This window comes from Arthrobacter sp. BI5, from assembly GCF_056680065.1.
Window position 1 is genome coordinate 1,923,190 of the sequence record NZ_CM155264.1, and the last position, 15,188, is coordinate 1,938,377.

General features: G+C 67.5%; 13 protein-coding genes. 9 read left to right on the top strand and 4 right to left on the bottom strand.

The window, feature by feature from the left end; genetic code table 11:
• Nucleotides 1–168 precede the first annotated feature (168 nt).
• The 6 genes from AC1MED_RS08740 to AC1MED_RS08765 all read left to right on the top strand — a co-directional run bounded on the left by AC1MED_RS08740 (nt 169) and on the right by AC1MED_RS08765 (nt 6,299).
• Nucleotides 169–1,551, top strand: coding sequence for an MBL fold metallo-hydrolase (locus AC1MED_RS08740; RefSeq protein ID WP_479782992.1), 1,383 nt, complete (start codon nt 169–171; stop codon nt 1,549–1,551).
• A complete protein-coding gene (locus tag AC1MED_RS08745) occupies nt 1,548–2,864 on the top strand; it encodes an erythromycin esterase family protein (protein WP_479782993.1) in 1,317 nt (438 codons plus the stop codon). Before AC1MED_RS08740 ends, AC1MED_RS08745 begins: the two co-directional genes overlap by 4 nt.
• A 222-nt stretch (nt 2,865–3,086) precedes the next feature.
• The gene (locus AC1MED_RS08750) at nt 3,087–3,956 is read left to right on the top strand and encodes a universal stress protein (protein WP_346958179.1); all 870 of its coding nucleotides are present in this window, start codon (nt 3,087–3,089) and stop codon (nt 3,954–3,956) included.
• A 255-nt stretch (nt 3,957–4,211) separates the two neighbouring features.
• Entirely contained in the window at nt 4,212–5,423 is a 1,212-nt protein-coding gene (locus AC1MED_RS08755; protein WP_479782994.1) for an inorganic phosphate transporter, read from the top strand.
• A complete protein-coding gene (locus tag AC1MED_RS08760; protein WP_346958177.1) occupies nt 5,420–5,641 on the top strand; it encodes a hypothetical protein in 222 nt (73 codons plus the stop codon). Before AC1MED_RS08755 ends, AC1MED_RS08760 begins: the two co-directional genes overlap by 4 nt.
• A 109-nt stretch (nt 5,642–5,750) precedes the next feature.
• On the top strand, nt 5,751–6,299 hold the full coding sequence (locus tag AC1MED_RS08765) for a dihydrofolate reductase family protein (RefSeq protein ID WP_479782995.1): 549 nt from the start codon (nt 5,751–5,753) through the stop codon (nt 6,297–6,299).
• Between the two features lie 69 nt (nt 6,300–6,368).
• Here AC1MED_RS08765 and AC1MED_RS08770 read toward each other — a convergent pair whose 3' ends face one another.
• A complete protein-coding gene (locus tag AC1MED_RS08770) occupies nt 6,369–6,833 on the bottom strand; it encodes a hotdog fold thioesterase (protein ID WP_479782996.1) in 465 nt (154 codons plus the stop codon).
• A gap of 232 nt (nt 6,834–7,065) precedes the next feature.
• Here AC1MED_RS08770 and polA point away from each other — a divergent pair, with 232 nt between their 5' ends.
• The 3 genes from polA (at nt 7,066) to rpsA (ending at nt 12,714) form a co-directional block, all read left to right on the top strand.
• Entirely contained in the window at nt 7,066–9,702 is a 2,637-nt protein-coding gene (gene polA / locus AC1MED_RS08775; protein ID WP_479786625.1) for a DNA polymerase I, read from the top strand.
• 39 nt (nt 9,703–9,741) lie between these two features.
• Nucleotides 9,742–11,028 carry a GNAT family N-acetyltransferase gene (locus AC1MED_RS08780; RefSeq protein WP_479782997.1) on the top strand — a complete coding sequence of 429 codons (1,287 nt, stop codon included), beginning with the start codon at nt 9,742–9,744 and terminating at the stop codon, nt 11,026–11,028.
• Between the two features lie 210 nt (nt 11,029–11,238).
• On the top strand, nt 11,239–12,714 hold the full coding sequence (gene rpsA / locus AC1MED_RS08785) for a 30S ribosomal protein S1 (protein WP_346958172.1): 1,476 nt from the start codon (nt 11,239–11,241) through the stop codon (nt 12,712–12,714).
• 328 nt (nt 12,715–13,042) lie between these two features.
• Here the strand turns inward: rpsA and AC1MED_RS08790 are convergent, their stop codons facing one another.
• The 3 genes from AC1MED_RS08790 to AC1MED_RS08800 form a co-directional block, all read right to left on the bottom strand.
• Nucleotides 13,043–13,480, bottom strand: a complete 438-nt coding sequence (locus AC1MED_RS08790) for a DUF1810 domain-containing protein (RefSeq protein WP_479782998.1) — start codon at nt 13,478–13,480, stop codon at nt 13,043–13,045.
• Between the two features lie 472 nt (nt 13,481–13,952).
• A complete protein-coding gene (locus AC1MED_RS08795) occupies nt 13,953–14,489 on the bottom strand; it encodes a GNAT family N-acetyltransferase (RefSeq protein WP_479783000.1) in 537 nt (178 codons plus the stop codon).
• A complete protein-coding gene (locus AC1MED_RS08800) occupies nt 14,473–15,174 on the bottom strand; it encodes an IMPACT family protein (protein WP_479783001.1) in 702 nt (233 codons plus the stop codon). The genes AC1MED_RS08795 and AC1MED_RS08800 overlap by 17 nt, the downstream gene beginning before the upstream one ends.
• Nucleotides 15,175–15,188 lie beyond the last annotated feature (14 nt).

Sequence of the window (15,188 nt, forward strand, 5' to 3'; positions counted from 1 at the left end):
TCCCTTCCGGCCCGAGAGCCTGCCCGGAGAGCCTGCCCCAAAAAGCCTACCGGTGCCGACGCCGGGGCCCGTGCCGCCCGCTGCCGGCGCGTGCCGTGACTTTCGGCCCTAGGTGGGGGCCCGCATTGCGCGGAAGGTGGGTTTGACGGATTCGGGAACGGAAGCACCATGAAACACGAGCAGCCGACCCTCCGGTTCTTCGGTGCAACGGACACCGTGACCGGCTCCCGCTACTTGCTCGAAGCCGGCGGACGCCGGGTCCTGGTTGACTGCGGGTTGTTCCAGGGCTACAAACGCAGCCGCGAGCGGAACCGCATGCCCTTCCCGGTGCCGCCCCGCTCGATCGACGCCGTCGTCCTCACCCACGCCCACCTGGACCACACCGGCTACGTGCCCGCGCTGGTCCGGGACGGCTTCGCCGGGCCGGTTTACGCCACCGACGGGACCACCGAGCTGTGCAAGCTGATCCTTCCGGACAGCGGCTACCTGCAGGAAGAAGAGGCCCGGTATGCGACGCACCGCGGATCCACCCGGCACAGCCCGGCGCTGCCGCTGTACACCGCCGCGGACGCCGTCAGGTCGCTGAACAGCTTCAAGATCCGCGATTTCGACGACCCGCTGGATCTTGGCGGGGGCATGGAAATGACTTTCGTGCCGGCCGGCCACATCCTGGGGGCCGCGCAGGTCCACGTCAGGTTCGGCTCCCGGTCGGTGCACTTCACCGGCGACCTGGGCCGTTCCGATGATCCGTTCATGTTCCCGCCACGGCCGCTGGGTCCCGTCGACGTGCTCGTCACGGAATCGACTTATGGCAACCGCGCACACTCCACCCTGGATCCCGAGAAGCAGCTCGGGGAGATCATTACCCGGGTCGCCAAGCGCGGCGGGGTGGTGATGTTCGCCGCCTTCGCCGTCGGACGGGCCGAGACTCTCATGCTTTACCTGTCCCGGCTCCGCCGCAAGAACGCGATCCCGGACATTCCGGTGTACCTCAACAGCCCGATGGCCATCGACGCCTCGGACATGTACCAGCGGCATCCCGAGGAGCACCGGCTCAAACGGGACGAATACGAGCACATGTACAGCATCGCCAAGCTCACCCGCAGCGTGGACGACTCCAAGCTGCTGAACCTGCGCGGCGGACCGATGATCATCATCTCGGCCAGCGGCATGCTCACCGGCGGCAGGATCCTGCACCACCTCGCCGCGTACGGCACCGACCCCAAAAACGCCCTCATCCTCAGCGGCTACCAGGCCGGCGGCACCCGCGGCGCCGCACTCGCCGCGGGGGAGCGTGAGGTCCGGATTTACGGCGAGGACGTGATGATCCGGGCCGAAGTCATCCAGCTGGAGAACCTGTCCGCGCACGCCGACGCGGACGGCATCCTCAACTGGATGAAGGCCGCACCGCAGGCGCCGCGGATGACCTACATTACGCACGGCGAGCCGGACGCCGCGGACGCGCTGCGGATCCGGATCAAACGCGAACTGGGCTGGCGGGCCAGGGTGCCGGAACATCTGGAACGGATCGACATCGGGGACCCGCGGTGAAACCCGGCAGCGTCACCAAGGCTGCAGTGCTGGGCGAGATCCATTCCCTCGCGCGGCAGCTCCGCAGCGACCGGGACCTCGACGGGCTGGTCCGCCGGGCCGGGGAGTGCCGCTTCACCGCGATCGGGGAAGCCTCGCACGGAACCCACGAGTTCTACACCTGGCGTGCCACGCTCAGCCGCCGGCTGATCGAGGAACAGGGCTACACCTGGATCGGCGTGGAAGGTGACTGGCCCGACTGCTGGCGGATCAACCAGTGGGTCCGCGGCCAGGCCGGGCAGGACCAGGGCGTCCATGCGCTGCTTGCGGGGTTCCAGCGCTGGCCCACTTGGATGTGGGCGAACGAGGAAGTCGCCGGGTTCCTGGACTGGTTGCGGACCTGGAATTCGCGCCGGCCGCTGCCGGAACGGGTCGGCTTCTACGGCCTGGACGTCTACTCGCTCTGGGATTCGCTGCGCGAGATCATCGCCTGGCTCCAGGAGAACCAGCCCGCCGCCGTGCCCGCCGCCATGCGGGCCTGGCAGTGCTTCCTGCCGCACCATGAGGACCCGCACCAGTACGCGTGGAGTACACGGCTGGTCCCGAACTCCTGCGAGGCCGACGTCGTGGCCCTGCTCAGCGAGGTGCGGAGCCGGGTCTTCAGTCCGGGCGATCACGACGAGGAGGCATTCGACGCCGTCCAAAACGCGGAGGTGGCGGCTAACGCCGAGCATTACTACCGCATCATGGTCCGCGGCGACCGGCAATCCTGGAACGTCCGGGACCACCACATGGCGGACACAATCGACCGGCTGAGCCGGCACCTGGGGACCGGCTCCAAGGGCATCATCTGGGAGCACAACACGCATGTGGGGGATGCCCGGGCCACGGACATGGCGCAGGACGGCCTGGTCAACGTGGGCCAGCTGCTGCGCGAGCGGCACGCCCCGGAGGGGGTCGTGCTGGTGGGCTTCGCCGCCCACCGGGGAACGGTCATCGCCGCGGATGCCTGGGGGACGCCGGAGCGGATCCTGCCCGTGCCCGCGGCGCGGCCGGGCAGCCACGAGGATTTCCTGCACGAGGCCCTGGGCGTGCCGGCGGTGCTGGACTTCGGCGACGACCGCACCGGCCCGTGGCTTTCCACTTGGCTCGGGCACCGCGCGATCGGGGTGGTCTACCACCCGGAGCGGGAGCAGGGGAACTACGTGCCGACCCGGATGGGCGAGCGCTACGACGCCCTGATCTGGCTCGAGCAGACGGCCGCGCTGCGCCCGGTGCACCACGAAGGGCCGCCCCGGGAGCCGGAGTTCGAGACCGAACCGACCGGATTCTAGGGCCTCCCCGTGCGGGGCTTAAGGCCCTAACCGGCGGGCGGGTGCCGGGGCACACTGAAGTGTCGGCAGAGCCTCGGTGCTGCCGGCGATTCATGCCAACAGCAGCGGCCGCCAACAGCGGTCTCCGCCGCGGTCTCAGCAGTGGTCACAGGACGGTGCGCTGCGGGGGCCACCGTAGGGGTCGCGTACACGTTCACGCTATGGAAAAGAGCAGGATTCAGCATGAGTAAACCAATTGTCGTCGGCATCAACGGCTCGGCGGGCAGCGAAGCCGCGCTTGCGTGGGCGCTGGAGCGCGCTGCCCAGCACAAACTCCAGGTCCTGGGCGTCCACGCCGTGGATGACCGCTGGATGTCACCGGACTTCCAGTACCACGAGCTCATCCGCGAGTCGGGGATGGAACTGCTGGAGAAGGCCAAGGCCAACGCGAAAAACCAGGCCCCGGACGTGGACGTGGATGTCCAGCTCCGGCACGGCAGCCCCGGCTCGGCACTGCGGGAGGCGTCCAAGGACGCCTCGATGGTGGTGGTTGGGTGCCACGACAAGCACTGGATGGACGGCGGGCCCATGACGGACCGCGCACTCCAGATCGTTTCCGCCTCGGACAGTCCGGTGGCCGTCATCCCCAGCGCCCGCAGCACCGGCAAGCGCGGCGTGGTGGTCGGCGTGGACGGGTCCGAAGAGTCCCTCCAGGCCGTGGCGTTTGCCGCTGCCGAGGCCGATCGCGGCGGCGACGAACTGACCGTGGTCCTGGCCTTCCGCAGCCCGGCCCGCTGGGTTGAGCACCAGCTGCCCGAAAGCGGACTCGCGGAGACGATCGTCGAGGAGGACCGGGTGGTCCTCGCCGAATCCGTGGCCGGCCTCGGGGACAAATACCCCGACCTGGTGGTTCACCAACGCCTCGAAACCGACACCGAGCCGGCGAAGGCACTCGTAGACATCGCCCGGGAGGCGCGCCTGCTGGTGGTCGGCAGCCGCGGCCGCGGCGGTTTCTCCCGGCTGGTGCTCGGCTCCACCGCCCACGCGGTGCTGCTGAACGTGCCGTGCCCCACCGTGGTGACGCGGGTGCACAAGGTCAAGCACGAGGACTGACCCCGTCAACGGACCAATTGCCGGCGAGGCCCCCTTCATCTGGAGGGGGCCTTCCTGCCGCCGGTCCGGCTCCGGGAGCGGCCCACAGCCCGTGTTTTGCCCCGCACCCATTCGCACGTACGATCTATAAGGTTTCAAGACAGCTTTGGTGAACTGCGCAAGTGACTCCGGCCAAACAGCCGGTGAACATCGACCCGACCAGGCCGCCACGGGGAATGAAACTGCTGACCGTCGACTCTGCAGATTGGGCAACAGGTGGAAATCACCGTAATGGTGGCGCTAGTCATAACGCTGGCGCTGTTCTTCGACTTCACTAACGGATTTCACGACACCGCCAACGCGATGGCCACGCCCATCGCGACCGGCGCCATCAAGCCCAAGACCGCCGTCGCCCTCGCAGCCGTGCTGAACCTCGTGGGCGCTTTCCTGTCCACCGAAGTGGCGAAGACGGTGTCCGGCGGCATCATCCGCGAAGGCTCCGACGGCATCCAGATCACCCCGGACATCATTTTCGCCGGCCTGATGGGCGCGATTCTCTGGAACATGATCACCTGGCTCAAGGGCCTGCCCTCCAGTTCCTCGCATGCCCTCTTCGGCGGCCTCATCGGTGCCGCCATCGCCGGCATCGGTCTGAACTCGGTGAACTTCGCCTCGGTGCTCCAGAAGGTCCTCCTGCCCGCGGTTTTCGCCCCGGTGATCGCGGCTGTCGTGGCCTACGTCTGCACCCGGCTCGCCTACGCCCTGACCGCGCGGCACGATCCGGAGACCGGCAGCAAGCTCACGCAGAAGCGAGGCGGGTTCCGCACCGGGCAGATCTTCACGTCCAGCCTGGTGGCCCTCGCGCACGGCACGAACGACGCGCAGAAGACGATGGGCATCATCACCCTGGTCCTGATTTCGGCCGGCAGCCAGGCCCCCGGCTCCGGCCCGCAGCTCTGGGTTATCGCAGCCTGCGCCCTGGCCATTGCCATCGGCACGTACTCCGGCGGCTGGCGGATCATCCGGACCATGGGCTCCGGCCTCACCGACGTCAAGCCCGCCCAGGGCTTCGCCGCCGAAACCAGCACCGCCGCTGCCATCCTGGCCTCCTCGCACCTGGGTTTTGCCCTGTCCACCACGCACGTGGCCTCGGGTTCGGTCATCGGCTCGGGAATGGGCCGGCGCGGCACCACGGTGCGCTGGGGAACCGCCGGGAAGATCGTCCTCGGCTGGCTCTTCACCCTCCCGGCCGCCGGGATCGTCGGGGCCCTGACCGCCATGCTGGTGCACACCGGCACGGTCGGGTTCATCATCGCCGCGGTCGCCGGCACGGCAGCCGTGATTTACATGTTCATCGCGTCGCGGAAATCCCACGTCGGCCACCACAACGCCGTCGAGGTCGAAGAGGCCGGCCAGGCCATCCGCTTCGCTAAGAAGAAGGCGGCTGCGGTCAGCCGCGGCAACAACTCCAAGGGTGGCCTGAAATGAAGTGGCTTGAACTCGTCCAGGTAGCGGGGGCCACCCTCGCAGCCGCCGTGACCGTGACCGTCCTCTACGCGCTGGGCGTCCGGCTGACGGCCATCGCCGGGGACGTGCGGACCACCCAGCCCGGCTGGATCCGGCCGCTCTCGTACGTGTGCTTCGGCCTTTGCGGCCTCGCCGTGCTCTTCGGGCTGTACCTGATCATTCCGTACTTCAGCAAGTAGCCCGCAGACGTTGGCCCCGGCGGCCCCAGGCCGCTAAGCCGTGCTGGAAACCCGCTCCGGGAAAGCCCGGGCTCTGGGAAAAGCCACCGCGGATGGCTACGCTGGGCCCATGCCGGGTTTCCAGTACTTCGTAGCGGCCTCCCTGGACGGCTTCATCGCCACCGCGGACGACAACCTTGACTGGTTGCTTCAGTTCGACGGTTTCGCCGGCGGCAAGGAAAGCTACGACGCGTTTATGTCCGACGTCGGGTGCATCGTGATGGGCGGGGAGACCTTTGCCTGGCTGCGGGAACACGAACCTGATACCTGGCCGTACCCCGGCACCCCCTGCTGGGTGTTCACGCACCACGAACTGGCGGCCCCGAAAAGCACGGACATCACCTTCGTCCGCGGACCCGTCACCGAATTCGCCGGGGACCTGAAAGACGCCGCCGCGGGCCGCAACGTCTGGGTGGTTGGCGGCGGGGTGCTCGCCGCTCAATTTGCCGACGCCGGCCTGCTGGACGAGCTGATCCTCTCGGTCATCCCGGTGGTGCTGGGCGGCGGGAAGCCGCTGCTTCCGCTGGCCCGCCCGACAGCTCCGCTGGAACTGCGTTCGTCGCGGACTATGGGCCGTGGCATCGTCGAACTTCGCTACCGCCTCGGCGGGGGCGCCTGATTCGCACGCCGCCCGGCTACCGGCCGGCCAGGCCGGCGGCGACTCACCCGGTGCAGGCCGGCCGTTTGCTTATCCGGCGATATCGCGGAGCAGGTTCGTGATCCGCGCGGTGGAAAGCCGGCGGCCCTGCTCATCGGTCATCACAATCTCGTGCGTCGTGAGCGTGCGGCCCAGGTGGATCGCCGTGCAGGTCCCGGTGACGGTGCCGGAGGAGACCGCGCGGTGGTGCGTCGCGCCGACGTCGATCCCCAGGGCCTGCCGGCCCGGCCCGGCATGCATGCCGGCGGCGAACGAACCCAGCGTTTCGGCCAGTACCACGTGCGCGCCGCCGTGCAGGATGCCTGCCACCTGGGTGTTGCCCTCCACCGGCATCGTTGCCACCGTGCGTTCCGGACTCATTTCCAGGAAGTGGATCCCCATCTTGACCACCAGGGCGCCCACACCCATCCGGCCCAGCCAGTCGTGCAGTTCGGCGGGAACGCCGGCGGCTTCCAGTTCAGCGGCGAACGGGGCGGGCGTGAAATTGTCGATCATGGGAACTAGGCTGGCACCTGTGAGCGAAACTACCAAACCGGCCCCTTCCCCTTCTGCCGCAGGCACCACAACTGACAGCATGACCGACAACGCTGGCGCGGCCGGCGGTTCCGTGCTCGTGGCCGAACCGGCGAAGAAGCCCCGCCGCAGCACCCCGGAGGTCTCCGCCACCGAAGCGCCGGTCATCCCGATCACGGACCAGCCCCGGCTCCTGGTGCTGGACGGACACTCGATGGCGTTCCGGGCCTTCTTCGCCCTGCCGGCGGACAAGTTCTCTACCTCCACCGGGCAGCACACCAACGCCGTGCACGGCTTTACCTCGATGCTGATCAACCTGATCAAAGCGCAGAAGCCGACCCACGTGGCCGTGGCCTTCGACGTCTCCGATGACACCACCCACCGCAAGGCCGAGTATGACGGCTACAAGGGCGGCCGCAATGAGACCCCGCGGGAAATGAGCGGCCAGATCGACCTGATCGACAAGGTCATGGGCGCGTGGGGCATCAAGACCATCAAGATGCCCGGCTGGGAAGCCGACGACATCCTGGCCACGCTCGCCGCGATGGGGGAGAAGGCAGGCTACGAGGTGCTGCTGGTCTCCGGCGACCGGGACGCCTTCCAGCTCATTACCGACAACGTGTTTGTGCTGTACCCCAAGAAGGGCGTCAGCGATATTCCCCGGATGGACGCGGACGCCATCCAGGAGAAGTATTTCGTCAGCCCGGCGCAGTACTCGGACCTCGCCGCCCTGGTGGGCGAGAGCGCGGACAACCTGCCCGGCGTCCCCGGCGTCGGACCCAAGACGGCAGCCAAATGGATCAACCTCTACGGTGGCCTCGAGGGAGTCCTGGAGAACCTCGACGCGATCGGCGGGAAAGTGGGGGACGCGCTCCGCGAAAACGTGGAGGACGTCAAGCGCAACCGGCGGCTCAACCGGCTCCGCACCGATCTCGAACTGCCCGTCACGCTGGAGGACCTCGCGGACCCGCGGCCGGACCAGGCCGCGCTCGAGGAGCTGTTCGACGCCCTCGAATTCAAGACCATCCGCACCCGGCTTTTCGCCCTCTACGGCAGTGAAGTGACCGAGGCCGAGCGGGAGAGCCTCGACACTCCGGACTTTGTTATCCCGGCCGACGCCGCCGAGCTGAACGCCTTCCTCGCAGCCGGCGCGGGGACACGCTCAGCCCTGGCGGTCGACCTGATGCCCGGCCGGATCGGCGAGGACGCCGCCGCGCTGGCGATCGTCCGCGACGGCGCCGCCGCCTACCTCGACCTCACCCGCCTGGACGCCGCCACCGAAAATGTCCTCGCAGCATGGCTGCGCGACGAGCAGGCACCCAAGGTGATGCACGGGTTTAAGGCCGCCCTGAAGGCGCTGACCGCCCGCGGCCTGGAACTTGGGGGCGTGGTGGACGACACCTCCATCTCCGGCTACCTCATCCAGCCTGACCGCCGCAGCTATGAGCTCGCCGAGCTGGCCCAGCACCACCTCAACATCGCGGTCTCCCCGGAAGCTGCCAAGGAAGGCCAGCTTGAGCTGGCGTTCGACGGCGACACCGCCGCCGCCGGGGCGCTGGTGCACGTCGCCGCCGTCGTCCAGGCCCTGAGCCGGTACTTCGAAGCAGAGCTGAAGGAGCGCAAGGCCCAGGACCTGCTGATGACCCTGGAGCTGCCGGTCAGCCGGGTCCTCGCCGACATGGAACTCGCGGGCATCGCCATCGATATGCCGCGCATGGACGAGCAGCTGGCGGACCTCGCCAAGGTGATCGACAACGCCCAGGAGCAGGCGTTCGCGGCCATCGGCCATGAGGTCAACCTCGGCTCGCCCAAGCAGCTCCAGACCGTCCTGTTCGACGAGCTGGGCCTGCCGAAGACCAAGAAAATCAAGTCCGGCTACACGACCGACGCCGCCTCGCTCAAGAACCTGCTGGAAAAGACCGGGCACGAATTTTTGGTGCAGCTGATGGCGCACCGGGAGTCCTCGAAGCTGCGCCAGATGCTGGAATCGCTGAAGAAATCCGTCGCGGAAGACGGCCGGATCCACACCACCTACGCGCAGAACGTCGCCGCCACAGGCCGGATCTCATCCAACAACCCGAACCTGCAGAACATCCCGATCCGGAGCGAGGAGGGCCGCCGCGTCCGCGGCATCTTTGTGGTCAGCGACGGTTATGAGTGCCTGCTGTCGGCGGACTACTCGCAGATCGAAATGCGTATTATGGCGCACCTCTCGGGTGACGCCGGACTGATCCAGGCGTACAAGGACGGCGAAGACCTGCACCGGTTCGTGGGGTCCAACATCTTCCATGTGCCCACGGACCAGGTCACCAGCGCGATGCGATCCAAGGTCAAGGCGATGTCCTACGGCCTGGCGTACGGTCTGACGTCGTTCGGCCTGTCCAAGCAACTGGAGATTTCCGTCGACGAGGCACGGACCCTCATGAAGGACTACTTCGACCGGTTCGGCGCCGTCCGCGACTACCTGCGCGGCGTCGTCGACCAGGCCAGGATCGACGGGTACACCGCCACCATCGAGGGCCGCCGCCGGTACCTCCCGGACCTGACCAGCACCGACCGCCAGCTGCGCGAGAACGCCGAACGGATCGCGCTCAACTCGCCGATCCAGGGCTCCGCGGCCGACATCATCAAGCGGGCCATGCTGGGCGTCTCCGGCGCGCTGGCCGAGCAGGGCCTGAAATCGCGCATGCTGCTGCAGGTCCATGATGAACTGGTGCTCGAAGTCGCCGAGGGCGAACGCGACGCGGTCGAGAAGCTCGTGACGGAGCAGATGGGCGCCGCGGCGCAGCTATCGGTGCCGCTCGAAGTCCAGATCGGCATCGGGTCCAGCTGGTTCGAGGCAGGGCACTAGGCCCGTTCAAGTTTGCAGGGATTCCAGGGGGAAAAGCACGTGGCAGAGCAGTATGAGATCAGGCGATTCCAGCCCGCGGCCAAGGACGACCCGGCGTACCCGGAGTCCGTCGCGTGGATGCGGGCGGTAGCCTTCGGTTTCCACGACGCCCGCCGTAGCGACGAACGGGTCGATAAGGGCATCGAGATGCAGCGCACCGACGGGCGCGTCATGACCGGGGTCTATCAAACCGGGCCCGTCGCCGACCACGCACTCGGTCCCGACGTGCCGGTGGCGACGTTCGGCACGATGACCAAGACGCTCAACATTGGCTTTGGGCGGCTCCTGGACACCCGGCTCGTGACTGCCGTGACCGTGCGGACCTCGCACCGCCGCCGCGGACTGCTGCGCCGCATGATGGCCGAGGAACTCGGGCTCGCACAGCGGGAGGGCTTGGCGATGGCCGCCCTGACCGCCTCGGAAGCGTCCATCTACGGCCGCTTTGGATACGGAGTCGCGACGTCGGAACAGTCGATCAAGGTCGACACCGGTGCCCGCTTCGTCCTGAACCACACCCCGGCCGGCAGCGTCGAGGTGGCCGACCCCAAGGTCCTCCTCGAACTGGCTCCGGTGATCTTCGACCGCCTGCACCGCCTCACCCCGGGCTCCATTGACCGGCACGAGTTCTACCGGCAGTTCGCCTCGGGCTCCATCAGCCGGGACGACGGAGAGGACCCCAAGGTCAAGGTCGCGCTGCACTACGGCCCCGACGGCGAGGTGGACGGCTACGTGTCCTACAAGTTCGGTGGCTGGGCCAGCACCCCGTACACGATGGAGGTCGTCGACCTGGTGGCGGCCACCCGGCACGCCTACCTGGAATTGTGGCAATATCTTGGCGCCATTGACCTGGTCGAACGCGTGACCTGGGACGAGGCGCCGGTTGACGATCCGTTGCCTTGGGCCCTCGGGGATCCGCGCTGCGTTGACGCCTCAGAGGCCCGTGACATGCTTTGGCTGCGGATACTCGATGTGCCCAAGGCACTGGCGGCCCGCCACTACCCGGCCGACGGCAAGCTGGTGCTGAAGGTGGCTGATCCGCTCGGCCTGACCGGCGGGACGTTCGCCCTGGACGTCAACCAGGGCGCAGCGGTCGTCACGGAAGCGGACGGCGCCGGCGTCGACCTCGAACTGGACGTAGCGGCGTTGTCCTCGATCTACCTTGGGGGAGTGCACCCCGTCACGCTGGCCGCCTCGGGGCGGATCCGCGAACAAACGCCGGGAGCGGCGTTCCTCGCTGCCCGCATGTTCGCCGTCGAACGCCCGCCGCACTGCCTCACGCACTTCTAGGCGGCGGCCGCGGGCACCGTTGCGCTTTGACCGGCGTTGCTGTAAACGACTAGACTAAACGGGCGTGTACTACGTGTGCGCAACCAAATCCACAGAATCAGGATGACCCGGCGGATCGCCTTTGATGTGCCGTGTTCTTTGCCCGTGTCGCCGACGCGGGCGCGACGGTCTGCCTGACCGACTAACTATCCACAACGGAGCCCCTACTACATGACCATCACCTCCACCGAGAAGCCCGGTACCCCCGTAGTCGCCATTAACGACATCGGTACCGCTGAGGACTTCCTCGCAGCAGTCGACGCGACCATCAAGTACTTCAACGACGGGGACCTCGTCGAAGGTACCGTCGTCAAGGTCGACCGCGACGAAGTTCTGCTCGACATCGGTTACAAGACCGAAGGTGTCATTCCCTCCCGCGAGCTTTCCATCAAGCACGACGTTGATCCCGGAGACGTCGTCTCCGTTGGCGATCAGGTCGAAGCCCTGGTGCTCACCAAGGAAGACAAAGAAGGCCGTCTGATCCTCTCCAAGAAGCGTGCTCAGTACGAGCGTGCCTGGGGCGACATCGAGAAGGTCAAGGAAGAAGACGGCGTCGTCACCGGTACCGTCATCGAGGTTGTCAAGGGTGGTCTTATCCTCGACATCGGCCTGCGCGGCTTCCTGCCGGCATCCCTCGTCGAGATGCGCCGTGTGCGCGACCTTGCTCCGTACATCGGTCAGCAGATCGAAGCCAAGATCATCGAGCTGGACAAGAACCGCAACAACGTTGTGCTGTCCCGCCGTGCATGGCTCGAGCAGACCCAGTCCGAGGTCCGCTCCACGTTCCTCAACAAGCTGGAAAAGGGCCAGGTTCGTCCGGGCGTCGTTTCCTCCATCGTCAACTTCGGTGCCTTCGTGGACCTGGGCGGCGTAGACGGCCTGGTTCACGTTTCCGAGCTGTCCTGGAAGCACATCGACCACCCGTCCGAGGTTGTCGAAGTTGGCCAGGAAGTCACCGTCGAGGTTCTCGAGGTCGACCTGGACCGCGAGCGTGTTTCCCTGTCGCTCAAGGCTACGCAGGAAGATCCGTGGCAGACCTTCGCCCGCACCCACGCCCTCGGCCAGGTTGTTCCGGGTAAGGTCACCAAGCTGGTTCCGTTCGGCGCGTTCGTCCGCGTTGAAGACGGCATCGAAGGCCTGGTCCACATCTCCGAGCTCGCCGTCCGCCACGTTGAGCTGGCCGAGCAGGTTGTCTCCGTTGGCGACGAGCTGTTCGTCAAGGTCATCGACATCGACCTCGAACGCCGCCGCATCTCGCTGTCCCTCAAGCAGGCCAACGAGGGCGTCGACGCCGAATCCACCGAATTCGATCCGGCTCTCTACGGCATGGCCGCTGAGTACGACGAAGAGGGCAACTACAAGTACCCGGAGGGCTTCGATCCGGAGTCCAACGAGTGGCTTGAAGGCTACGAGACGCAGCGCGCCGCCTGGGAGCAGCAGTACGCTGACGCCCAGACCCGCTGGGAAGCCCACAAGAAGCAGGTTGCCCAGCACGCTGCCGACGACGCTGCCGCTGCAACGTCCGGCGAGAGCGACTCCGGCACCACCAGCTACTCCTCCGAGCCGGCCGCAGCCGAGACCGGTGCAGGCACGCTTGCATCGGACGAAGCGCTTGCCGCTCTGCGTGAGAAGCTGACCGGCAACTAATTGCCACCGGCCCGGGTTGCTCCGGGCCAGCCAAGCGGGTCCCTGCCACGTGCAGGGGCCCGCTTTGGGTTAAGCCGGGCCGCGGTGCCGCGTGGGCGTGGGGACATGCCCAGTCTTAGCGCCCAGGAGTGGACATAGTGGTGTTATGTCCACTCTTCGACGCCGCCGCGGCGCATGTCCCTTGCGGCAGGCAGCCTTCGGACTGTGCGGGGTTGCTCGGGCGTGGGGACATGCCCAGTCTTAGCGCCCAGGAGTGGACATAGTGGTGTTATGTCCACTCTTCGACGCCGCCGCGGGGCATGTCCCTAGGCCGGCGAGGCAGGAGGCACTAGGCGGATGCGGACAGGAGCCGGTCCGTGGCCTCGTCGGGGAGTCCGCCGAAGTATTTGTCCAGGACTTCCCGGAACACCAGTTCGTCGGGTGCCGCCCGGAGGAACAAGGTCGACGACGAATGCAGCTTGCGTGCGTCGATGCCGCCGAAAATCTGGTCTGCGCTGCGATTTTCGACGGCGAGGACCGCCCGGGCACACTCCCTGATACGGCCGCCCAGAAGCGGATGGTCCAGATAGGCACGCGCTTCATCCAAGGAAGAAATGGCATACTTCCGCGAGGTCGGGCTTAGTCCGAGGCCAGCGATCTGCGGGAAGACGAACCACATCCAGTGGCTTCGCTTCGCACCGGCGCGAAGCTCCGAGAGAGCCCGCTGGTAGGTGCCGGCCGCGTCCTGTGCTTCCGCAAAGCGCTCGAGGTTGAAGGGGTCGTCCACGTCTGTTCTCCTGGTTCGCTCGCCGGGACCTTTCCTTCATCCAACCACTGTTCCTGCCTCGCAGGGAGGAGCATGTCCATCCTTGGGCGCAGCTGGTGGGCATAGTGGCATTATGTCCATCGGTCAGCGCGGGCGTGGGGCATGTCCCGAAGAGTTACCTGGGGGAGGGGCATGTCCATCCTTAGGCGCAGACGGTGGGCACAGTGGCGTTATGCGCATCGGGCCGCGCGGGCGTGGGGCATGTCCCCTAAGTTGCCTGGGGGAGGAGCATGTCCATCCTTGGGCGCAGCCGGTGGGCATAGTGGCGTTATGTTCATCGGTCCGCGCGGGCGTGGGGCATGTCCCCTAAGTTGCCTGGGGGAGGGGCATGTCCATCCTTGGGTGAAGACGGTGGGCACAGTGGCGTTATGCTCATCAGTCGGCGCGGGCGTGGGGCATGTCCCCTTGGGGATTCGGCACCGGGCACCGCCGGCTAGCCGAGTTTGAGGCGCGCACCCACCCGGTGGCCGTCCGTTGCCATCTCGGCGCCGGCGGAACGAAGCAGGGCCTGCGCGGCGCCGTTGCCCGTGGTTGTTTCGGCCACCAGCAGGTCCGCCCCGGCCGCTGCGGCTTCGGCCTTGACCAGCCGCAGTGCCTCTCGGCCAATGCCGCGCCCGCGGAAGCTGCGGCCGAGCCAGAGCCCGGTCTCCAGGGCCCCGCCACCCGGCACGGCCGTCCCGGGCCGGTCAGCCGGGACGCGCAGGAGCCGGATGGAACCGGCCAGCTCGCCGTCGGCCGTGATGGCCCAGGTTTTCTGCCGTGCCGGACCGTCCAGCCCTGCCGCGGCGGCGTGGTGGTAGTCGCGGAACCAGCTGATCCGTTCGGTGTTCCACCCCTCGGCGGTCCCCAGCGGCGGAGTGACTTCCTCGGCGTCGGCGTCGTGCAGCGCGACCGACAGCAGCCGCTCCAGCACCGGCTCCGTCACGTCGACCAGCGCCACCGCGGGCACCGGCTCAGTTGATGGCAACATCGATCCACTCCGTTTCTCCGGGCTGCAGCACGGCGGTTCCAGCCGTGAGGGCCGCGAGGCGATCAGCGGCCTGCGCCAGCCCAGCCGGGTCGTCCGGCAGCGCCAGCCGAAGAACCGTCGTCTGCGCATCATAGCTGGTGCCGGCCATCACATAACCGGCCGAGCGCAGTTCATTTTCGAGCCTGCCGGCGGACGCGTGCGGCACCGGCACGGCGCAGATCCGCAGCCGCTGCCGCCGCACCAGCGGCGCGAGTTCCAGCGCGGCGGACACGGATTCGGAATAGGCCCGGACCAGTCCGCCGGCACCGAGCAGGATGCCGCCGAAATAGCGGACGACGACGGCGGTCACGTCGCTGAGGTCGGTCACGCCGGGTGCGGTTTCGCGTTTCAGCAGTGCGTCCAGCATCGGGATGCCCGCCGTGCCGGAGGGTTCGCCGTCGTCGCTGGAGCGCTGCACCCCGCGGTCCGGGCCAAGCACGAAGGCCGAGCAGTGGTGCCGCGCGTCGTGGAATTCCCGGCGCAGCCCGTTCACCAGCGACCGGGCGCTGTCCTCGTCGGCGGTGCGCTGCAGCACCGTGATGAAGCGGGACCGCTTGATCTCCAGCTCGTGGCGGAAGCCGCCGCCGCCCGCGAGGGTGGTGTACGCAGTGGCCCTGCTTTCCGGAGAAACCGCGTCGACTGGCACGGCTTCAGTTTAGT